Annotated in this window: 14 protein-coding genes; 3 read left to right on the top strand and 11 right to left on the bottom strand. The window is 51.1% G+C overall.

Annotated features, from left to right (window positions below; genetic code table 11):
* Nucleotides 1-152: 152 nt before the first annotated feature.
* The 6 genes from ACYVK4_RS05535 to ACYVK4_RS05510 form a co-directional block, all read right to left on the bottom strand.
* A complete protein-coding gene (locus tag ACYVK4_RS05535) occupies nt 153-662 on the bottom strand; it encodes a lipocalin-like domain-containing protein (protein ID WP_461126476.1) in 510 nt (169 codons plus the stop codon).
* Nucleotides 663-735: 73 nt separating this feature from the next.
* Nucleotides 736-1,278 (bottom strand): hypothetical protein, encoded by a 543-nt coding sequence (locus ACYVK4_RS05530; protein ID WP_461126475.1) that lies wholly within the window; start codon nt 1,276-1,278, stop codon nt 736-738.
* 111 nt (nt 1,279-1,389) lie between these two features.
* A complete protein-coding gene (locus ACYVK4_RS05525; protein ID WP_461126474.1) occupies nt 1,390-1,638 on the bottom strand; it encodes a hypothetical protein in 249 nt (82 codons plus the stop codon).
* A 119-nt stretch (nt 1,639-1,757) separates the two neighbouring features.
* Nucleotides 1,758-5,735, bottom strand: a complete 3,978-nt coding sequence (locus ACYVK4_RS05520; RefSeq protein ID WP_461126473.1) for an ATP-binding protein — start codon at nt 5,733-5,735, stop codon at nt 1,758-1,760.
* Nucleotides 5,736-6,015: 280 nt separating this feature from the next.
* Nucleotides 6,016-6,468 carry a putative quinol monooxygenase gene (locus ACYVK4_RS05515; RefSeq protein ID WP_461126472.1) on the bottom strand — a complete coding sequence of 151 codons (453 nt, stop codon included), beginning with the start codon at nt 6,466-6,468 and terminating at the stop codon, nt 6,016-6,018.
* A gap of 21 nt (nt 6,469-6,489) precedes the next feature.
* Nucleotides 6,490-7,086, bottom strand: a complete 597-nt coding sequence (locus tag ACYVK4_RS05510) for a hypothetical protein (RefSeq protein WP_461126471.1) — start codon at nt 7,084-7,086, stop codon at nt 6,490-6,492.
* A gap of 37 nt (nt 7,087-7,123) precedes the next feature.
* Here ACYVK4_RS05510 and ACYVK4_RS05505 point away from each other — a divergent pair, with 37 nt between their 5' ends.
* The gene (locus tag ACYVK4_RS05505; RefSeq protein WP_461126470.1) at nt 7,124-7,405 is read left to right on the top strand and encodes a hypothetical protein; all 282 of its coding nucleotides are present in this window, start codon (nt 7,124-7,126) and stop codon (nt 7,403-7,405) included.
* Nucleotides 7,406-7,547: 142 nt separating this feature from the next.
* Here ACYVK4_RS05505 and ACYVK4_RS05500 read toward each other — a convergent pair whose 3' ends face one another.
* On the bottom strand, nt 7,548-8,450 hold the full coding sequence (locus ACYVK4_RS05500; protein WP_461126469.1) for a helix-turn-helix domain-containing protein: 903 nt from the start codon (nt 8,448-8,450) through the stop codon (nt 7,548-7,550).
* Between the two features lie 233 nt (nt 8,451-8,683).
* On the opposite strand from ACYVK4_RS05500, the gene ACYVK4_RS05495 reads away from it, so the two are divergent.
* Nucleotides 8,684-9,670, top strand: a complete 987-nt coding sequence (locus ACYVK4_RS05495; RefSeq protein ID WP_461126468.1) for an aldo/keto reductase — start codon at nt 8,684-8,686, stop codon at nt 9,668-9,670.
* Nucleotides 9,671-9,726: 56 nt separating this feature from the next.
* Nucleotides 9,727-10,482, top strand: coding sequence for a carboxymuconolactone decarboxylase family protein (locus tag ACYVK4_RS05490; protein WP_461126467.1), 756 nt, complete (start codon nt 9,727-9,729; stop codon nt 10,480-10,482).
* Nucleotides 10,483-10,743: 261 nt separating this feature from the next.
* On the opposite strand, the gene ACYVK4_RS05485 is transcribed toward ACYVK4_RS05490, so the two are convergent.
* From ACYVK4_RS05485 to ACYVK4_RS05470, 4 genes are all read right to left on the bottom strand, one after another.
* Complete coding sequence (locus ACYVK4_RS05485) at nt 10,744-12,267, bottom strand: GH3 auxin-responsive promoter family protein (protein WP_461126466.1); 1,524 nt, start codon at nt 12,265-12,267, stop codon at nt 10,744-10,746.
* Between the two features lie 71 nt (nt 12,268-12,338).
* Nucleotides 12,339-13,217: a glycerophosphodiester phosphodiesterase family protein gene (locus tag ACYVK4_RS05480; RefSeq protein WP_461126663.1), complete on the bottom strand. Its 879-nt coding sequence runs from the start codon at nt 13,215-13,217 to the stop codon at nt 12,339-12,341.
* A 66-nt stretch (nt 13,218-13,283) separates the two neighbouring features.
* Nucleotides 13,284-17,096, bottom strand: a complete 3,813-nt coding sequence (locus ACYVK4_RS05475; RefSeq protein ID WP_461126465.1) for a VCBS repeat-containing protein — start codon at nt 17,094-17,096, stop codon at nt 13,284-13,286.
* Between the two features lie 124 nt (nt 17,097-17,220).
* The gene (locus ACYVK4_RS05470; RefSeq protein ID WP_461126464.1) at nt 17,221-18,756 is read right to left on the bottom strand and encodes a RagB/SusD family nutrient uptake outer membrane protein; all 1,536 of its coding nucleotides are present in this window, start codon (nt 18,754-18,756) and stop codon (nt 17,221-17,223) included.

Raw genomic sequence — 18,756 nt, 5'->3', positions numbered from 1 at the left:
TTTTTGATGTGTTGCAGAGCTATGATTCTCCAATCGTCTTTGTACTTTGGGCAGGTGTAGGCGAAAATCCCTATATGCGCAGGGGCTGCTCAGCACCATGCCCGGTAATGCGAATGCCGTAGTGATAAGTTAAATACAGGAGGACGGACCATTTAAAGTTTAACCCACCGAAGTCTCCCTTTCCTGCTTTCCACCTTTTCGATAGTGGTTAACAGCAATGTATCTTTCGTGAATTTAAAGTGGCGTGTTAGTGTCGTCCCGAAATGCTGGGGTTCTGTAGCCGACATTCGATGATGCTCAATCGTCGAATCGTTTACAATGTTATAGCTGGCAAAATAGACGAAGTTCTTTTGGTAGAATTTTGTCAACTCTTCCAGGCTTCCTCGATCCACACTATCAATATTCCTGCTGGTGTCGAAATCTTCGTACCCTCTTGGAAACATATGCACACTCATATGGCCTTTTCCGTCATATTGAATGAAGCCATCCGTGTAGGTTCCTCTCCATTTAGTGGCCATCCATTTTCCGGAAACCGTATCAAAGGCTTCAATATTGTCGAGCCTGTACGTTCCGTTGAACGTATCGTCCATTGTCTGCCGGGTGGTGCAACTGAAAATGGTCAGAAGGAATACGACTCCAGGCAAGAATGTTTTCTTAGTCATAATGCCGATTCATTTGTTTGATATTTTCCCTCAGGTTGGCCCGCGATAGTTGGGCCAACCTGAGGGAAACGGGTTACTTCTTGGCCATTTCCGGCGGGGTTACTTTGTAGCCCATCTGGCTGATGATGTACAGGTTGTCGTAGTAAATGCGGTCGCCCAGGATTTTTCCATCGGCTACGCCGGCCGTGTACTGAAACGGGAACTTGATCGTTTTTCCCGCCTGTGTAAACGTATAATCGCCCCACAACGACACCCAGTTGCCTTTCTGCGCACCCGATAGAACTTTGAATGTCTGGGTGACAAACGTGACCTTTCGATCTGACTGATTTTTGCGGTTTTCCTGCCAGCTTTGAATCACCTTATCCACAGTAGCAGAATCTGTGGCGGCTGGTCCCCGCCCTATATACGTTGGCGCGGTCAGCGAACGCGCTTTTCTCAAATCGCCCGATACAAGTGAATTTATGAAATCACCGACTACTTTCATATCGGCTTCGGCCGTGGGGTTATCGACCACCACATCTTTGTAGCGGGTTGTTTGCTGGGCTTGCGCCGATGCGCTGACAAACAGGAGAATGGCCGCTAAAACTACGAGAGGTAAACGGAACAGAGTTTTCATTGGTAAGCGAGGTTTAGGTTAAAAAATAAGAAAACGGGTAAGAGATTTATGAGCAACACTAAATAATAAAGTGTTGATTTTTAATAAGATATAGCTGGTACATTCGCTTGCTTACACCCGTCCGCGCTCTTCACCCGAGCTGGTAGCCCGTCGGTTGATCGCCTTCACGGTCTTGCTGCCAAACGGCCGGGTGTAGGTGAGCCGAACAACCCGCGGCTCTACCTGGCCGCTCAACAGGGCCATGGTGATAAATGGAAGGGGCTTTCCGGCTCCATCATGGATGGAACCGGTGAGGGTTGCTTGAGCCAGGGCAGATGTGGCCAGGCTCAGGAGAAGTAGGTAGGTGCGGATGAATTTCATGATTTCTAGGTGGAACCGAGCAATAAAAACCGTCGTTGTGGGCGACGATACAATATTCCGGTACTTACCTCAAAGTCATTATTGGTTTTGGGTCAAATGTAATCGCTATTAGGCCACACCTACTGCTGAGTGTATTCTGTCGGTGTTTTTTGAAAGAAATCCTTGAAGATCAACGAAAAGTGGGCTGGACTATCGTAGCCAATCATATAAGCCGTTTCGGATACGTTATGACCGGCCCGTAGAAATTCGGCAGCCCGTTTCAGTCGGTATTGCCGGATGATGTCGTTGGCCGACTGATTGGCAACGGTTGCCAGTTTGCGATTGAGGGTTCGGCGGCTCATGCCCACCATCCGGGATAATTCTTCAACCCCGAATGTGCTATCGTCCAGATGTGTGTTGATGGCGGAGTGTAGCTGCCGCAGAAATTCATTATTGATCGTTTCCGGGCTGAACGCTTCGCCGGGTTGCGTAAACTGCTGAAAATAGTAGTCCCGTAAGGTTTTCTGGCGCGCCAGGAGGTTGTGGAGACGCTGGTGAAGTTCGTCGAGGTGAAAGGGTTTGGTAAGGTAGTCATCGGCCCCATGCTGCAGACCTTCCATACGGCTTTCGTATGAAGCTCTGGCCGTTAACAGCATCAGGGCTATATGATTTGTGGCAGCACTTGTTTTTACCAGACGTGTCAATTCATAGCCGTCCATATCCGGCATCATAACATCCGAAATGATGCTGTCGGGCAGCTCTGTCTGGGCCAGGTGCCAGCCTTCCCGGCCGTTGCGGGCTGTCAGGACCCGATACGCAGGGCTTAGCTCATCGGCGATGAACCGGAGTAATTCGACATTGTCTTCAATGACCAGCACGAGCGGGACATCGGCCGAGTGTGTGTGTGGTGGATCGTTTGATGGGTCTGCAGCAGCGAATACTGTTGGCTGATGAAGAGCAGGCGTTACAAGTGTGGGTGTGGTCTTATCCGCTACTGTGGGCAGGACGGGAAGCTCCAGCGTAAACGTAGTGCCCTTCCCCGGCTGGCTCTCCACGCTGATTTTACCACCCAACACGTCGACCAGCTCCTTAACGAGAGACAGCCCGATACCGCTTCCTTCGTACGTACGGGTACGCGTATCATCGACCTGATAGAAACGGTCGAAGATATGGGGTAATTTTTCGGCGGGGATACCAATGCCCGTATCAGCAACGGTAAGTCGAACAGACGTCTGCGTATGGAAGGCCATATCAAGAGTTACCTCCCCGGCTAACGTAAATTTGAGCGCGTTGGCAACCAGGTTGGTGATAATTGTCTGCCACTTATCGGCGTCGAACAGGTGATCTTCCTGTGCGTTTCCGGTGCGAATGTGCAGGGCTATACCTTTGTGATCGGCTATGGCGTGAAACGGTTCGACGATCTGTTCGATGCACTGGGCGACATTTCCACGCGTTGGCGATACGACCATGTTGCCTGCTTCCAGCTTCGACAGATCGAGCAGTTGATTGACCAGATTGAGTAGCTGCCCGGCGTTTCGATGTACCGTTGTCAACGTTTGACGGGTTGATTCGTCGTGCTTAGTCTCCCGCAGCAGTTTTTCGGTTGGTGATAAGATCAACGAGAGGGGCGTACGAAACTCGTGGGTAATGTTGGAAAAAAAACGATTTTTTAGTTCGTCAACGGTCTTTAGCTGTTCCGCTTCCCGTTGCTTGAGTGCCATCTCCTGCCGCTCTCGTATACGGCTGATACGCAGGCGGATAAATCCGGTTACGACGCCCCCGAAGACCAGTGCGTAACAGGCATAGGCCCACCATGTCGACCAGAATGGGGGTTTTACGCTGATGGCCAGCCGTTTAACCTGCCGGCTCCACTGCCCGTTGGGGTTAAGTGCTGTCACTTCAAATATGTAGTCATTGGGTCGAAGCTGCGTGTAGTTGGCGGTATTTTGTGTACCGGTATTAATCCAGTCATGATCGACGCCCAACAGGCGATGGCGGTACTGAATCTGGTCGGGTCTGGCATAGTCCAGTCCGGCAAACTCAAACGTGAGGAAATTCTGTGTATGGTCGAGTGTCAACTCCGCCTGCGAGTTAATGGGATTGAGCAGGGGGGAGGCTGGTGTGTTGGCCTCCATCAGGACATTGTTGATGCGCAGCGCCGACAGCACCACCGGTGTTTGGCTCGTCTGCTCCCGAATGCTTGCCGGGTCAAACCAGATCATACCGGTTCGGCTTCCAAATGCCAGGCGGCCATCAGGCAGTTTTGCCGAAGTGGCAAAAATAAATTCGTTATCCAGCAGGCCATCAGCCTGGGTAAAAACGCGCATCTGAAACGAGCGCGGATCGAGCCGCACCAGCCCTTTCGTCGTGGCGATCCAGATAAAACCTTTCAGGTCACGCTGCAAACTATTGATGGTGTTATCAGGTAGACCATCGGCTTCCGTAAAGGTTCGAAACTGTCTCGTTTGCGTATCGAACCGGGTGAGTCCACCGCCCAGCGTACCAATCCAGAGTATCCGCGTGGGTTCGAATGGATCGGTGAGTAAACCCAGCAAGTGGTTAGTCGGCAGCGACTGGTTGTTGGCCGAGTTATGCAGTAAATGTTCAACGATCTTTTTTTGCCGCAGGTCGTACTTGTACAGGCCTTTACCCTGATAGGACGCCAGCCAGACCACCGAACCCATTGGTTGAATATCAGCTACGTCCAAGCCTCGCTTTTCGAAGGATTGCGGAACCAGACTGTTGGGCCAGAAACGTTTTACATGGCCAGCAGCATCCATTTCTGTTAAACCGCCGTTTTCATTTCCGTATACCCAAAGGTGCGCCTGCTGATCGGACTTCAACGCAATTTTGAAGTGACAGCTATCGCCGGATGTAAAACTGGATGTTTGGCTCAGCTTAAATCGGTGCTGGTCGGGCGCGCATTGATACAGGGTTGCGACGTCGATAAACCAAAGCCGACCGTTTGCCGACGTGAATCGTGTCCAGCTATCCCCACCTGATGAAACCCAGTTGGGGTGCTTAACGCCCAGTATAACCTCAATTACATCTGATTTCCATTCGGTTCGATAAGTTGATGTGTGGAATGGCTGCACCTGGCGGACGAACCCCTTAAGATCTCCTGCCTGTGTGTGGACCCATAAAACACCCGAGCGGTCAATTAAGTAAGGAACACCGAACGATGCCTGCTCGCCCTGTGGTTTTTCCCATTCGCGTGCCAGCAAAAACCGGTCATCAGGCAACAGTTCATACAAGCGGTTGCCCATACTGATATATACCTTTCCGTTGGCAAACACACGCATGGCATAGGCTCCATTGCGGATCAGTTTAGTAGGGAATTTGAGTTCACGGTATTGTCCTGTTTTTGTATTCAGCACTAATAAATAGTCGCGTCCAATGACCATAATCTCCCCATTCGGTCGCTCAGCCACCGGCTCCCAGTCGACAACCGGCATCACGCCATTGAGCCAGTGGGCTATCTGGCCCTTGAAAGGTAGCAGTCGGTGTTTGCCCGTTCGGCCATCCAGTTCGATCAGGCCGTTGTCGTGATGCGCATACACCCGACCATTCGAAGCCGGCGTTAGACTATGCAGCGTTTTAGTGGCTATTCCCAGCGTACGCTCATCCCAGGTGTGGAGAGGCTTGAATTTTTGGTCGAAGCATTGAATTTTTTCACCTCGCCATAACCCCCAGAATGTTCTACCATTGGGTGTCAGCCAACCGACGTCGATTTTACGCCTGCCCTGTTTGGATAGTGGTAAAAACGTAGTAAATCGTTCGGTTTCGGGGTCAACGTACTGAAAATCGCCCGTGTTGGTCTGAAGGAGAAAGTCGCCGTTGGCCAGAGGCTGCAATCGGCTGATGTTGTTTTCCAGTAGAGTGTTTGGCTGTTCACGGTGCCGAAATACGCTAAACTGTCGGCCGTCGTAGCGCGCCAACCCATCTGCCGTACCGATCCAGATGAATCCCTCCCGATCCTGCACCATGTTTCTTACTGAAGAATTAGGCAGACCGTTAGCAGTCGTGAGTGTTTTTTCTTTACCAAGCTCTTGTTGAGCGAACGCCGAGGAAAGGTATAACCAGGATAGGAGGGATAACAGAATCCGTCGGAGAGGCATAATCAATAAGTAGGTTCAAGGCTAAAAAGGAGTTTAGAAATATAGTTTATATTACAATCAGCAACAAATAAGTAAATGCAAAGAGGTATATTATATATTTATGTATATAGATTTATAATCTAATATATTGGCGGCTATTTTGGATTGGTGTGAACGTGCCCTACTGACGACTTAACGTTGGTAATGGGGTATAGTATCTGATATTCAAAATGTTAGCTGTAGTAGGTGCGGTATATTTGGCGCTAAAGTGCCTCTCTGGGTAAACGATAAATAAATTTTATTACTTAATCTTCATACCGGGTACGAGCGGAACCGTTTCAATCAATTCCAGTGATTTTACCATGTCTTTAGTCCCGGTTTTGTATTTGAGGAAATGGGGCGTCTGAATGTGTGCCTTGTAAGCCGCTGAGTCTGCGTAGATTTCCAGGATCGTGATATGCGTGGGATTGTCTTTTTCCGACATGGCATATAACGTCATCACGCCGGGCTCAAGGCGCACAGAGGCTTCTATTTCCTCTTTAAGAAGCGCTTTATACGGTTCCAGTTGAGCCGGGTCAACAACGATTTTAGCCATTCGTACCATTTGAGTTTTGGGTTGGCTGAATGTCTGTCCAGCCGATAAAAGCATCAGCATGCTTACCGCCAGCACCCACCACGGCTGTAAACCGCTGAAACGATTCGTGTTCAACATCTTCTCCAGATTTAAAAAACTGCGTTTGTTTAGTAGAAGCATGCGTTACTACCTGACTGCTCGTTAGGGTAATGTTCTGAACGTCTTACTGAAATTATAGGCCAGCATTACGTTCCACATAAAGTCCTTATTGCCCGGAATATCGGACTTGATGGTCTGGTTGATGGTGGATTGAAGCGTAAACGGTACGTTCTTCTTCGACAGTATGGCCGTTCCGGAAAAGTAGCTGCCTTTGTGCCCATCAAGATACAGCAAATACAGGGTTGGAATGAGGTTAAGTCTGAAACTGCCCCCTACGCTGATGTTCGAAATGTTGTTGTTCAAAAAGAGAACATTGGTGTTTTGGGGACCATGATTTTGCAGACCACTCCCGTGCAGGTAAACAGCTCCGATGCTCCAGTTTGGCCTGATTTTATACGTAGGAACCACTTCAACTGCGGCAAATCGCAGCATCTCGGTAATTTCACTGTCGGTGCCGTTATCACTGATGGTTTTCTTGACCAGCGAAAAGGCCGGGTGCGCACCTACCCGCAGACTGAACTTTTTCTTTTCGATCAGGCGGTAGCGAAACCAGAAAATAAAGCCCCCTTTACTGGCATCCGACACCAGGCGGATGTCGGGATCAAAACTAAATCGGTTCTTCCGCCAGTAAAAGTTCATAACCGTTGCCGGTCTGTTTAACGAAAAGGTCGGAACGATGGAAAACCCATTGTTGGTAATTCCCACAGAACCCGAAAATGTAGAAACGGCTTCCGTGGATGTAGATGCAGGCGCTGTGGATATGGCCGCCGTGGATGCGGCCGCTGTGGATACGGTTCTCGTAGATGTAGTCGCCGTGGATGCGATCTGGGTACTGTCTGCTGATTGCCCGGGGCTTATCTCCGGCAAAAAAGCGAACAAAGTCAGCAGTAAGCTGGTAGATAAGTGTCTCATGTATAAAATGTTAGCAAACAAGTTGGTCGGTATGATGCAAAGGTAGCCTTTGCCCAAACGCCTGATTGTATACATTTTACGGTTTTACTTACCACTATTACCGATGGCGGTACGACTGAGTATTTTTGCCTGGCGCTTCCGGTAAAAAGAGGCACGACACCCGTTGGCTACCGGGAAACTATGGGTTGTTAGTTATTATGGATTACGCGGTATTCATTGGGCGACTGGCCAACCCGTTGTTTAAATAGTCGGTTGAAATGCTGGGGGTATTTAAAGCCGAGTTCGTAAGCAATTTGACTCACCGTTTTGCCGGGCTCAAAAAGTCGTGCTTTGGCTACGTCCATCACCTTCGACTGGATATATTCCTGTGCTGTTTTACCTGACTCTTTTTTCACCAGATCGCCAAAATAGTTGGCCGATAAATTCAACTCCCCCGCACACCAGGCTACAGAAGGTAATCCAATCGTGAGGGGCTTATCGGTCTGGTAATAGGCATTTAACAAGACCTCGAACCGTTCAAGAACGCCCTGGTGCACCGTGTCGCGGGTGATAAACTGCCGGTCGTAAAAGCGGACGCAATAATTCAACAATAGCTCGATGTTGGAGACAATCAAACGCCTGCTGTGCTTGTCGACGGCATGCTCCAATTCGTAGTCTATCTTCGAAAAACAATCCAGCACAATTTTCCTCTCCCGTTCCGACAAGTGCAGGGCTTCGTTGGATTGATAGCCGAAGAAGGAGTAATCCTGAATATGCCGCCCCAGCGAAGTGCCGTGGATCAGATCGGGGTGGAAAACAACGGCATAGCCTTTGGGCTGATAGATCTCTCCGGCATTTTCAACGGTGATTATCTGCCCGGGGGCAATGAATATCAGCGTGCCTTCCTGATAGTCGTAGGTATGCCGACCATAGCGAAGATCACCGCATTTCACGTCTTTTAGTAAGATAGCATATAATCCATAATGCATGGTCGAAATCTGCCTTGGGTGAGCGTTCGACATATTGATCACGCTCACCAGCGGGTGACGTGTTTCTGTATTATTGAAGATATTATACTCATTTACGGTCTCAAATCGTCGCAGCAGGTCCATCGCATTAGTTGTTTTAACAAGTTCAAAATTAGTGCTTTACTTGGTTTTTGCAGAATACCCCTGCTGGAACCAGTAATATTGGTAGTATAACCCGTAATCAGTATACAACCCGCCTGGAAAGAAGTGAAGACCTTTGTACAACGGAAAAGCGCACACGATAGATCTTGGTTGAGAGGGACTATCAGTTAAGGCCCCGTATTAAATTTAAGTCAACAAGTAAAACAACGCTTGGTATGCAAACGAGAACTTTAGGAACCAATGGTCTGCAAGTGTCAGCCCTTGGACTGGGCTGTATGGGACTTAGTTTTGGCTACGGTCCGGCTACCGAAAAGGGAGAGGCTATTAAACTGATTCGGGCGGCCGTTGAGCAGGGTGTTACCTTCTTCGATACGGCCGAAGTATATGGCCCCTATACCAATGAGGAAGTGGTTGGCGAAGCCCTCGAACCGTTCAAAGGCCGGGTAACGATTGCCACTAAATTCGGATTCAATTTTCAGGATGGGAAGCAGGCAGGCCTAAACAGTCGTCCCGAGAACATACGAGCCGTTGCCGAAGCCTCCCTGAAACGGCTAAGAATCGACGCGATCGACTTATTTTATCAGCATCGCGTTGACCCCAATGTGCCCATTGAAGACGTGGCCGGTGCGGTACGCGACCTGATTCAGGAAGGCAAAGTGAAGCATTTTGGCTTGTCAGAGGCAGGTGTCAGCACCATTCGCCGGGCGCATGCTGTGCAACCCGTAGCGGCTCTGCAAAGTGAATATTCCCTGTGGTGGCGCGAACCCGAAGCCGAAATTATGCCCACGCTGGAAGAACTGGGTATTGGCTTTGTGCCTTTCAGTCCGCTGGGAAAAGGATTCCTGACGGGAAAAATAGATGAGAGTACCACCTTCGATAAAACAGATTTCCGCAACACCGTTCCCCGTTTTTCGGAAGAAAACCGAAAGGCGAATGCCGCATTGGTGGACTTGCTCGGCAGCATCGCCAGTGAGCGCGGAGCTACACCCGCCCAAATTGCGCTGGCGTGGCTGTTAGCCCAAAAGCCGTGGATTGTTCCCATTCCGGGAACGACAAAATTGTACCGGTTGGAAGAAAACATCGGTGCAACAGCGATTACACTGGGTGAGGACGACCTTGCATCCATCGCAGCGGCTCTGTCCACCATCGACGTACAGGGCGGACGGTATTCTGAGCAGGCGCAAAAGATGATTGATCGGTAGACGGCCGGAAAACGTGCTTTACCGTTCATAAAGATAAGACCACTAATAGTCCATTTATGAAGATTTTTCTGGTGCTAGGCCTTATTACGTCCTGTTTGTTCAATGATTTACAGGCACAGCAACCGCTGAAAGTAATGACTCAAAAAACTAGGCAATCCGGTCAGGGACTAAGTGCCAGTCAGCAGGCGATCGTTACCATTTCGGCGTTCACGGCCCAGGGAAATATACCTCAGTTGACGAAATCCCTGAATACGGGTCTGGACGCTGGTTTGACGATCAGCGAGATCAAAGAAATGCTGGTGCAGCTCTACGCCTATGCAGGGTTTCCCCGTAGTCTGAACGCTCTGCAGGCCTTTTCAGACGTGCTGAAAGAACGTAAACAACGGGGTATTAATGACCCGGCAGGTAAAGAGCCATCGCCCCTGCCAGCTGATATGAACAGACGCCAGTTTGGAACAGACAATCAGACGAAACTCATCGGCACGCCCATTAGCGGGGGGCTTTTTGAGTTTGCCCCGGCAATTGATCAGTTCCTAAAAGAACACCTGTTCGGCGATATTTTTGGTCGGGACAATCTCGACTGGAAAACCCGCGAACTGGCCACCATTTCGGCATTGGCCAGTCTGATCGGTGTAGAAAGTCAATTACGTAGCCATCTGGGCATCGGCTTGCATAACGGGCTGACCGAAGGTGAGCTAACGCATCTGATCTCTATCATCCAAACCAGCGTTGGCGAAAAAGAAGGGACTACGGCAAGCCAGGTATGGCAAACGATGCTACAGCAACGGTCCGCAAACCCTTCAACGAAATAAATAATGCGAATAATGGATTGTTATCTAGTCTTCGTATGAGGTATGTTCCTTTAAGCAAGCATTATGTTTGAAAAGGATTGACCACAGAGGCACAAAGAGCACAGAGGTCTATCAGGGGAGAATGTGACTCATTAGGACCTCTGTGCTCTTTGTGCCTCTGTGGTTAATCCTTTTCAGTCGACGGGTGCATGATCTTAAACGAACCTGTTTTACTCGATTCATTCCTATTACTGACGTTAATCAGCTGGTAAGGGAGAGGAGCTACAATTCGAGCACTTTGCCCAGAATATCATCCAGGTATTCCCGCGAGTTGGCTAAGCGAGGCACTTTGTGCTGACCGCCCACTTTACCGCGCTGTTTCATCCAAGCATAGAAAGTGCCGGGCGGCACAACGTGAATACGGGGCCGTTTGAGCACCATGTCGTTGTAGCGCTTGGCGTCGTAGTCGGAGTTGATTTGCCGGAGCGTTTCGTCCAGAATCTGGTTGAACCGCTGGCGACTGTCGGGTTCCTGAGCAAACTCGATCACCCATTCGTGGCAACCGCTGGCCCCGTTGCTCATGTAATTGGGGCCGGCAGTATAGTCTGTGATGACGGCTCCTGTTGCTTCGCAGGCTTGTGTAATGGCCGTTTCTGCGTTCTCGACAATGACTTCCTCGCCAAATGCATTGATAAAATGCTTGGTACGGCCACTCACTTTCAGCCGGTGCGGATACAGCGATGTAAACCGAACCGTATCGCCCACTTTATACCGCCACAAACCACCGTTCGTCGATACGATCAGGGCGTAATTTTTATCCAGCTCAACTTCATCGATGGTCAGCGCTTTCGGAAACGGCTGGTCGGCTTCGTGGAAAGGCACAAACTCATAAAAAATGCCGTAGTCGAGCATGAGCAGCATTTCGCCAACGCGTGTCAGGTCGTCCTGAATGGCGAAGAACCCTTCCGATGCATTGTAAACTTCCTGATAGCGGACTGCCTTTGAGGGGAAAACGTGGTGTTGAAATAACTCCCGATAAGGTTGAAAATTGACCGCGCCATGCATTAGCACCTCGAAATTAGGCCACACTTCCAGAATATTCGATTTACCCGTGAGGGCCAGAATCTTGTCGATCAGCACCATACCCCAGGTGGGCGTGCCGAGCATACTGGTTACGTTCTCCTGCGCCGTTATTTCGGCCATCCGCGCCAGCTTGGACTCCCATTCGTCCATCAGCGCGACCTGAATAGAAGGGGTGCGGATGTACTGCGCCCAACTCGGCAGGTTTTTCATCACCACCGCCGACACGTCGCCAGCCGCGCTGTTATTGCCGTATGGATTCTGGTGAAGACTGCCGCCAATCGACAGCCCTTTACCTTCGAAGGCCCGGCTCTCGGGGTTGTTGGCGATGTACAGGGCCATCATATCTTTGCCGCCTTTGAAATGACTTTCGTCCAGCGACTCGGTTGTGACGGGGATAAATTTGCTCCGGGCATTTGTCGTCCCCGACGATTTGGCGAACCAGCGCACGGGCGAGGGCCAGAGCACTTTATTCTCGCCTTTCATGACCCGCTCAATGTAAGGGAACAGGTCTTCGTAGCTCGACACGGGCACCTGCTGCTGAAAATCCTGAATGCTGCGGATGTCTTTGTATCCGTGCTTTTTTCCCCATTCGGTTCGGCGACCAGACCGAACAAGTTGTGTAAAGACTTTTTGCTGCACCGGCCCTGGTTGCTGCATCATTGCTTCAATGCGCGGCAGTCGCCGTTGCAGTAGCCATTTGAGCGTGGTATTTAGAAAAGTCATGGGGCTAAAATAACATAAACTAACCAGATTGAGGAGGTTAGTAGTAAAAACCTGAATTCACACGTTGGTGTTTACAATCCGATTGCGCGGTCTGGATAGTCGGTAATCAACCCGTCGACTCCCCATTTCTTCAGTCGCTCCATGTCATCACGCTGGTTAACGGTCCACGGAATAACCTGAATGCCCTGCTGGTGCAACTGGTTGATTTTTGCCTTACTGAGCAGACGGAAATAAGGGCTATACACATCCGGTTTAAAACCCAGTTCGTCAAGGTTCTTTTCGGGACTGCGCAGATTTTCGACCAAAGCCGATAGCCGAACGCGCGGGTATTTACCGGCATCCATTCCTTTTTTCCATTGGGTCAGCATCGCGAAATCGAAACTCTGGATCACGACATAGTCTGAATGAACACGCTCAGCCGGAAGATGTTTTTTTAAGATGCCCTGCACGAGCTCACAAAACTCAACTGGCTCGGGCTGGCTTCTGTTATACTCGGACGTTTCGCTTTTGAGTTCGATGTTGTAGGAAAAGAGAGGCAGGTTTTTTGCTTTTCGGTAGGCTTCGGCCTGCTCGATAACGTCGCTTAAGAGGGGCTTATGGACCGAAAGCTTCTGTTGTTCGGGATAAGCCGGGTTGCCATTTGCTCCAACATCGTAGCGTTTTATATCGGCATAATCCATCTGGTAAAGCACCAGATTTTTTTGCTCTTTTTTATCAACCGGTAGGCCATTGGGTGTCAGGCTGAAGGCTGCATTGAAATAGGGTTCGTGCGAAACAACCACCTGTTTGTCCTTGCTGATGACAACGTCCATTTCCAGCGTCGTTACGCCCAGATCGAGGGCTTTCAGGAAGGCCGGTACCGTGTTTTCTGGCATCAAACCCCGGCAGCCCCGGTGCCCTTCTATGTCGAAGGTGGGCAAATTTGGCTGAACAAGAGCAGGTTGCATCATGAAAAACAGTACGATCAGTAAGCGCATAGAGTCAGGTGAAATGCGGTCAAAAGTACAATTTCTTTTTTAGTCGCGGCTTTTTTCTGCCACCCGCGAGGATTGCGACAGATAGCCGCTTCCGTAATCGGGTTCTATTCGTCGCTTCTTTCCGCTGATAGTGGTTGTTGTTGGTAAAAGCGCTGAGGCTGTTGTTTTTACGCGCTCATACGTTAGCCGGGAATTGGTTTGCTTATACACGCGCAAAGGCCCATTGTTTTGCGTGGCCACATAGTAAAGTTGGCCGTTGGCCAGCAGCACCGAGGCCAGTGCTTTGGCATCGCCATCGACTACAAAGCCGGAATGAGCGGGTGTTAATGGCTTGAAATGCCCGTTGCCATCGCCCAGCAGGCATAACCCCAATCCGGCATCCTGCCAGCCCGACAGCACTTCGGTTGCGTAATCGTTACCCACCAGCAGCATATCCAGATTGCCGTCTCCGTTCAAATCCCTGACCGAACTGCCAAATACGGGCGAAAATTGCGCTTCAATGGGCAGACTGTGCACCACAAAGGTCCCCGCCCGATTCTCGATATAGGCCGATGACAGATAGGTGGCTCGTTTTATCTGCGCCTGCTTCTGTTCATCGGCTGACAATAAGTCCGGCAGGGTTGTTTTTCCATACGCAGCATAAGTCGTCATCTTCTTTTTGAAGGAAGGAATCTGGTCCGTTAGCACATCGCGGGGGTGAAATGGGTATTCGATGCCCTCATTGAAAAAAGTTAGAATTGGGTCCAGCGTGCCGTTTTTGTCGTAATCGGCCGCGTAGACAGATACGGGCTGGCTGGCCGAAGCCTGAAGCCGGCTGTTCTGGCCGAAGTTGCCGGCCACGTAATCCATGTCGCCGTCGTTATCAAAGTCACCCGCCGACAGGCTGTTCCAGAATCCAACGGCCTTAGCCAGTGCCGGGCTGTTCACCGGCGCGAAAGTCCGGCCCTGCTGATTCCTGAAAACCGTGATGGGCATAAATTCACCCGCCAGCATCAGATCGGGCCAGGTGTCGTTGTCGACATCGGTCCACAGTGCCGAACAGACTAGCCCTGCTTTACTCAGGCCGGGCGCTGCCTGATCCGTTACGTCGGTGAAGTGGAGGGTGTTGACGGATGCTTGAGCTGCCGTCGTTTGAGAGCGGCTTTCCACCCGTTTTCCGCCGTCATTGCGCAGCAGATAACTTCGGGCGGGTTCGGGGTAGCGTTGGGGTACGATACGGCCGCCGATGAACAGGTCCAGGTCGCCGTCGTGATCGAAGTCGGTGGCAATGACGCACGAGCCGCTGGACGTGGTTTTGGGTAAGGCGTTTGGTGCCGCCCGGAAGTTGCCTCTGCCATCGTTCAGGTATAGGCTGTCCTGACAAACGGTTTCATTTTTCCCGAATTCAGTACTGCCATGAACGGCATACAGGTCGAGGTCGCCGTCGTTATCTGCGTCGAAGAGCAACACGCCGGTCTCTTCGGGTTTCTTGGCAGGTCGATCTTTTCGTGTAAACGTCGGCTGACCTGTATTGCCTGATCCGGCCTGTTGCAGAAAAAACGTGCCGCCTTTATTAGCGCTGCCTGCTATGTAAATGTCATCCAGACCGTTGCCATCTACATCGCCAACCGCCATGCCCGGCCCAATCTGCGAATGCTTGTGTGAAAGCAGGGTTTGCTGGGCTTTATAATCGACAAAATCATCTTCCTGATGCTGATAATCAAGGCCCGCTGGTTTGGTTGATACCTCGGTAAGTAAGGGCTTCGCCAGCGGCTGCAACTGAATAAACGAAGGTGGTTGGGTGGTGGCCTTTCGCTCGTCCAGTGTCAGGGCTTGATTTGTTTTAATGTTCCGGATAAGCTGCCCGGTACCATTCGGCCAGACGATCTTCAGCGAGTCGATCCGTTTCGCGGTACCCAGGCCGATATGAATTCCCGCGGCCATCGTAGATAAATAGCCGCGCTGGCGGGTATATTCCGTATAGTGCAGCTGACCGTTTGCCCAGACGGCAATTTTGGCCCCAAGGCCCTCCAGATTGCCGGGCTTTCCCCGCAACTGAATCGCCAGAAACTGCCCGCCCGACGACTCTCCGAGCTGCTCGATAGTTTGATTTCGGTAAATAAAAGCCGGGTCGTTGATGTTATTCATGACCAAGTCCAGATCGCCATCGTTATCAAAATCAGCATAGGCGGTGCCATTGGTGAACGAGGGTTCCGTTAGGCCCCAGTTGTTGGCGACGTTGGTAAAGTGCAGGTCGCCGGTGTTATGAAAGAGGAAATTGGGTTTATAAACCGGCTCCAGATCAACAATCCGTTTCAGCAATTGCGTGCGTCGTTCCGCATCAGTCCCGAACATCCCCGCTTCGCGGTTGTAGCTGGTGAAATCCAGGTCAGTAATATCCTTTCGGTAGCCATTCGTTATCAGCAGATCCTGGAATCCGTCATTATCCAGGTCAGAAAACAGGGCGCTCCAACTCCAGTCCGTTGCCGCGGTTCCGGCCAGATAAGCAATGTCGGAGAAGTGGGGAAGGAGGGGGGAGGGAGGGCGCGAAGATCCAGTTTTTAGCTCTTCTCCCTCTACTCCCTCTCGTCCCCCTCCTCCTTTTATTCCTTTTACTCCCTTTACTCCCTTTACTCCCTTTACTCCCTCTCCGAACCCTCTATTGAGTTGCAGGACATTGCGGATGTACTGGGGCTGGTAGCCAAGCCGACGGGCCATCTGAAAACGGTCGTAGGGAATGAGCGAGAACATGGTCTTCTGCCGCAGGTTATCATCAGGTAGCATATCCACCACGGCGAAATCGTTGAGGCCGTCGTTGTTGATATCGGCCATGTCCATCCCCATACTGTTATGGCTCTGGTGCTTCAGCGTTTCGGCAATGCGGTTGCTGAACGTTCCATCCTGATTATTAACGAGCCAGACATCATTCGACTGGAAGTCATTGGCCACATAAATGTCCGGCCACCCATCCTGATTCACATCGTTCACGATCACCCCCAATCCCCAGCCTTCATGCACAAGCCCCGCCTTCGCAGAAATATCGGTGAAGGAAGGAGTTAGGAGTGAGGAGCGAGGAGTGAGGAGCCGTCCGGCGGAGGTAACGCTATCGCGTTTGCTGGTGCGTTTAGTGGCAACCGGTTGGCTTCTCACGCCTAACTTCTCACTCCTCACTCCTGTAATACCCACTCCTAACTCCTCGCTCCTCACTCCTTCATTCCGGAACAGCTTATCCGCACTTCTGGCGGAGCCGTCGTTTCGGGGGCCGATGACGTTGTTGCGGTTGAAGCTTTCGAGGGCGTTGGTGAGCAGAAACAGATCGAGGTCGCCGTCGCGGTCGTAATCCAGAAAAGTGGCCTGGGTGGAGTAGCTTGAATCAGCTAATCCGGCAGCTTTGGCCGACTCGATAAAATGAGGAATGCCGTTGGCATCGTTGCCTTGGTTGAGGAAGAGGAGGTTAGGGACAGATTTGTTCCGGTCGGGGTGGCTGGTCGAGACGTAAATATCCTGCCGTCCGTCCTGGTTAATATCGGCGACGGCCACGCCGGTACACCAGTATTTCGTACCAACACCCGCTGAATCCGTTATATCTTCGAACTTGAAATCGCCTTTGTTCAGGTACATTCGGCTCGACACCTGATTCCCGGCAAAGAACACATCGGGTTTGCCATCGCCGTTAAAGTCACCCACGCCCACGCCACTGCCGTTGTAGAGATACTCGAATTCCAGCACATTCAGCGAATCACTTTCCGTAATGGTATTGGCAAAGTCAATGCCGGTCTGGCTGGCCGTTAAGCGTTCGAACCGGGACGAAGAATGGGTACAGCCGACCAGCGTAAGGGTGAATAGTGCGGTCAACCTTAGTAAATAATGCATACGTGAAATATAAACAAAATCCCCGATTGACAACAAAGTCGACCGGGGATTTACTATTCAGATTAGGTTGGTAATATAAAAGGGTTGGTTTAGCCAGGGCGTTGACCTGAGCCAAACAAAGGGCTTAATATCCCGGATTCTGGTCTTTCTGCGTCAGTTTACTGTTGTTGTCCAGTTCCTGTTGCGGAATGGGCAATAGCTCCTGTTTGCCTTTGGCGAAGTACGAGATTGGTTCGGCCTGTAGCTTGTTCTGTGCCCGCCAGCGTAGAATATCCCGGTTGCGGATCTGCTCACCAGCCTGCTCAACACGCTTCTCGTGAACGACCGCGCGGAACACCTCAGCCTTGCTGTTGACCGGATATTTTGCTGTTGGATACGCTGGCATGGCTACACTGGCCCGCGCCCGAACCTGGTTGAGCAGGGCAATGGCGTTGGCACTGTTGCCCGTTTCGTTTTCCGCTTCGGCCATCATCAGCAGTACTTCGGCGTAGCGAATCAGGCGCATATTGATGCCCGACGTGTAGAAGGTCTCGTTGTTCTTGTACATCGCCGTGTATTTCCGCCAGCTAACTTTCTGCGTTACGCCATTCACGACAGAGGTGTTCCCCTGCACCTGCGAGTCCATGAGCGTGTTCAGCCCGTTGTTATAGGTATCGCCGATAAAGTAGAAATTGTACTTTAGGCGTGGGTCCGTTTTCGCGTCGCCTTTGGCCGTGCTTTCGTATTCGTTCAGCAAACCATCCGACGGAATCAGGTTGCGCCAGCCAATGGCCGAGTACTCCTGGCTGCGGGTCATGGTTTCGTTGGCACCGTTGTCGTTACCGTCGCCGTCCCAGTTGAAATCGCCGATTTTCGAAAAGCCAATTTCGAAGATCGACTCCGTGTTGAATTCGGTTTCTTCAATAAAATTATCGAGGTAGTTATCCGTCAGTTTGTACAGCCCGGAGCTGATAATCGACTGAAGCTGGGTTTTGGCACTGGCATAATCGCCTTTCTGCATGTAGAGCCGTGCCAGCAGTGCCTGAGCGGCCCCTTTGGTGGCCCGGCCCAAATCAGCACCGGTTGCGGTGGCGGGCAGATCGGTCTGAGCCGCCAGCAAATCGGTGGACAAAAGGGTGTAAACCTCATCTACGGATGATTTTGCTTTGGTGCCGTCTACTTCTTTCACGTAATCGGTATAGAGCGGAACGGCCCCCCAGAAGGTGGTCAGATCAAAATAAGCCATCGCCCGCAGGAATTTGGCTTCGGCCGCCACCCGCTTGGCCAGCGTTGGGTTGTCCGTTACGGACGGACCATTGGAAATGACGACGTTTGCCCGGTGAATAACCCGGTAGAGGCCGTTCCATACCGAGAGCGCCACGGCATTGCCGGGGTTCTGGGCACCAATCAGAATCTGATTACGGGGCGCTTCCAGCTGACCACCACCGGAGGCCACATCGTCGGAGCGGAGGTCTTGCAAAAAGAACCACTCGCGACCGGTCAGGTTAGCACTTTGCCAAAGGGCATAAACGGCGTTAACGCCTTTGAGCAACTCCGCGGAGTCTTTGTAATAATTAGCCGTAATGACCTGATTGGGGTTCACTTTGTCGAGGCTGCTGGTGCTGCATCCGAAGAGCAGCCCCATAGCCACGATACCCGAGGTCCAATATGTAGATTTCAT

The organism is Spirosoma aerophilum, from assembly GCF_054782495.1.
This window is presented reverse-complemented; position numbering and strand designations above follow the sequence as displayed.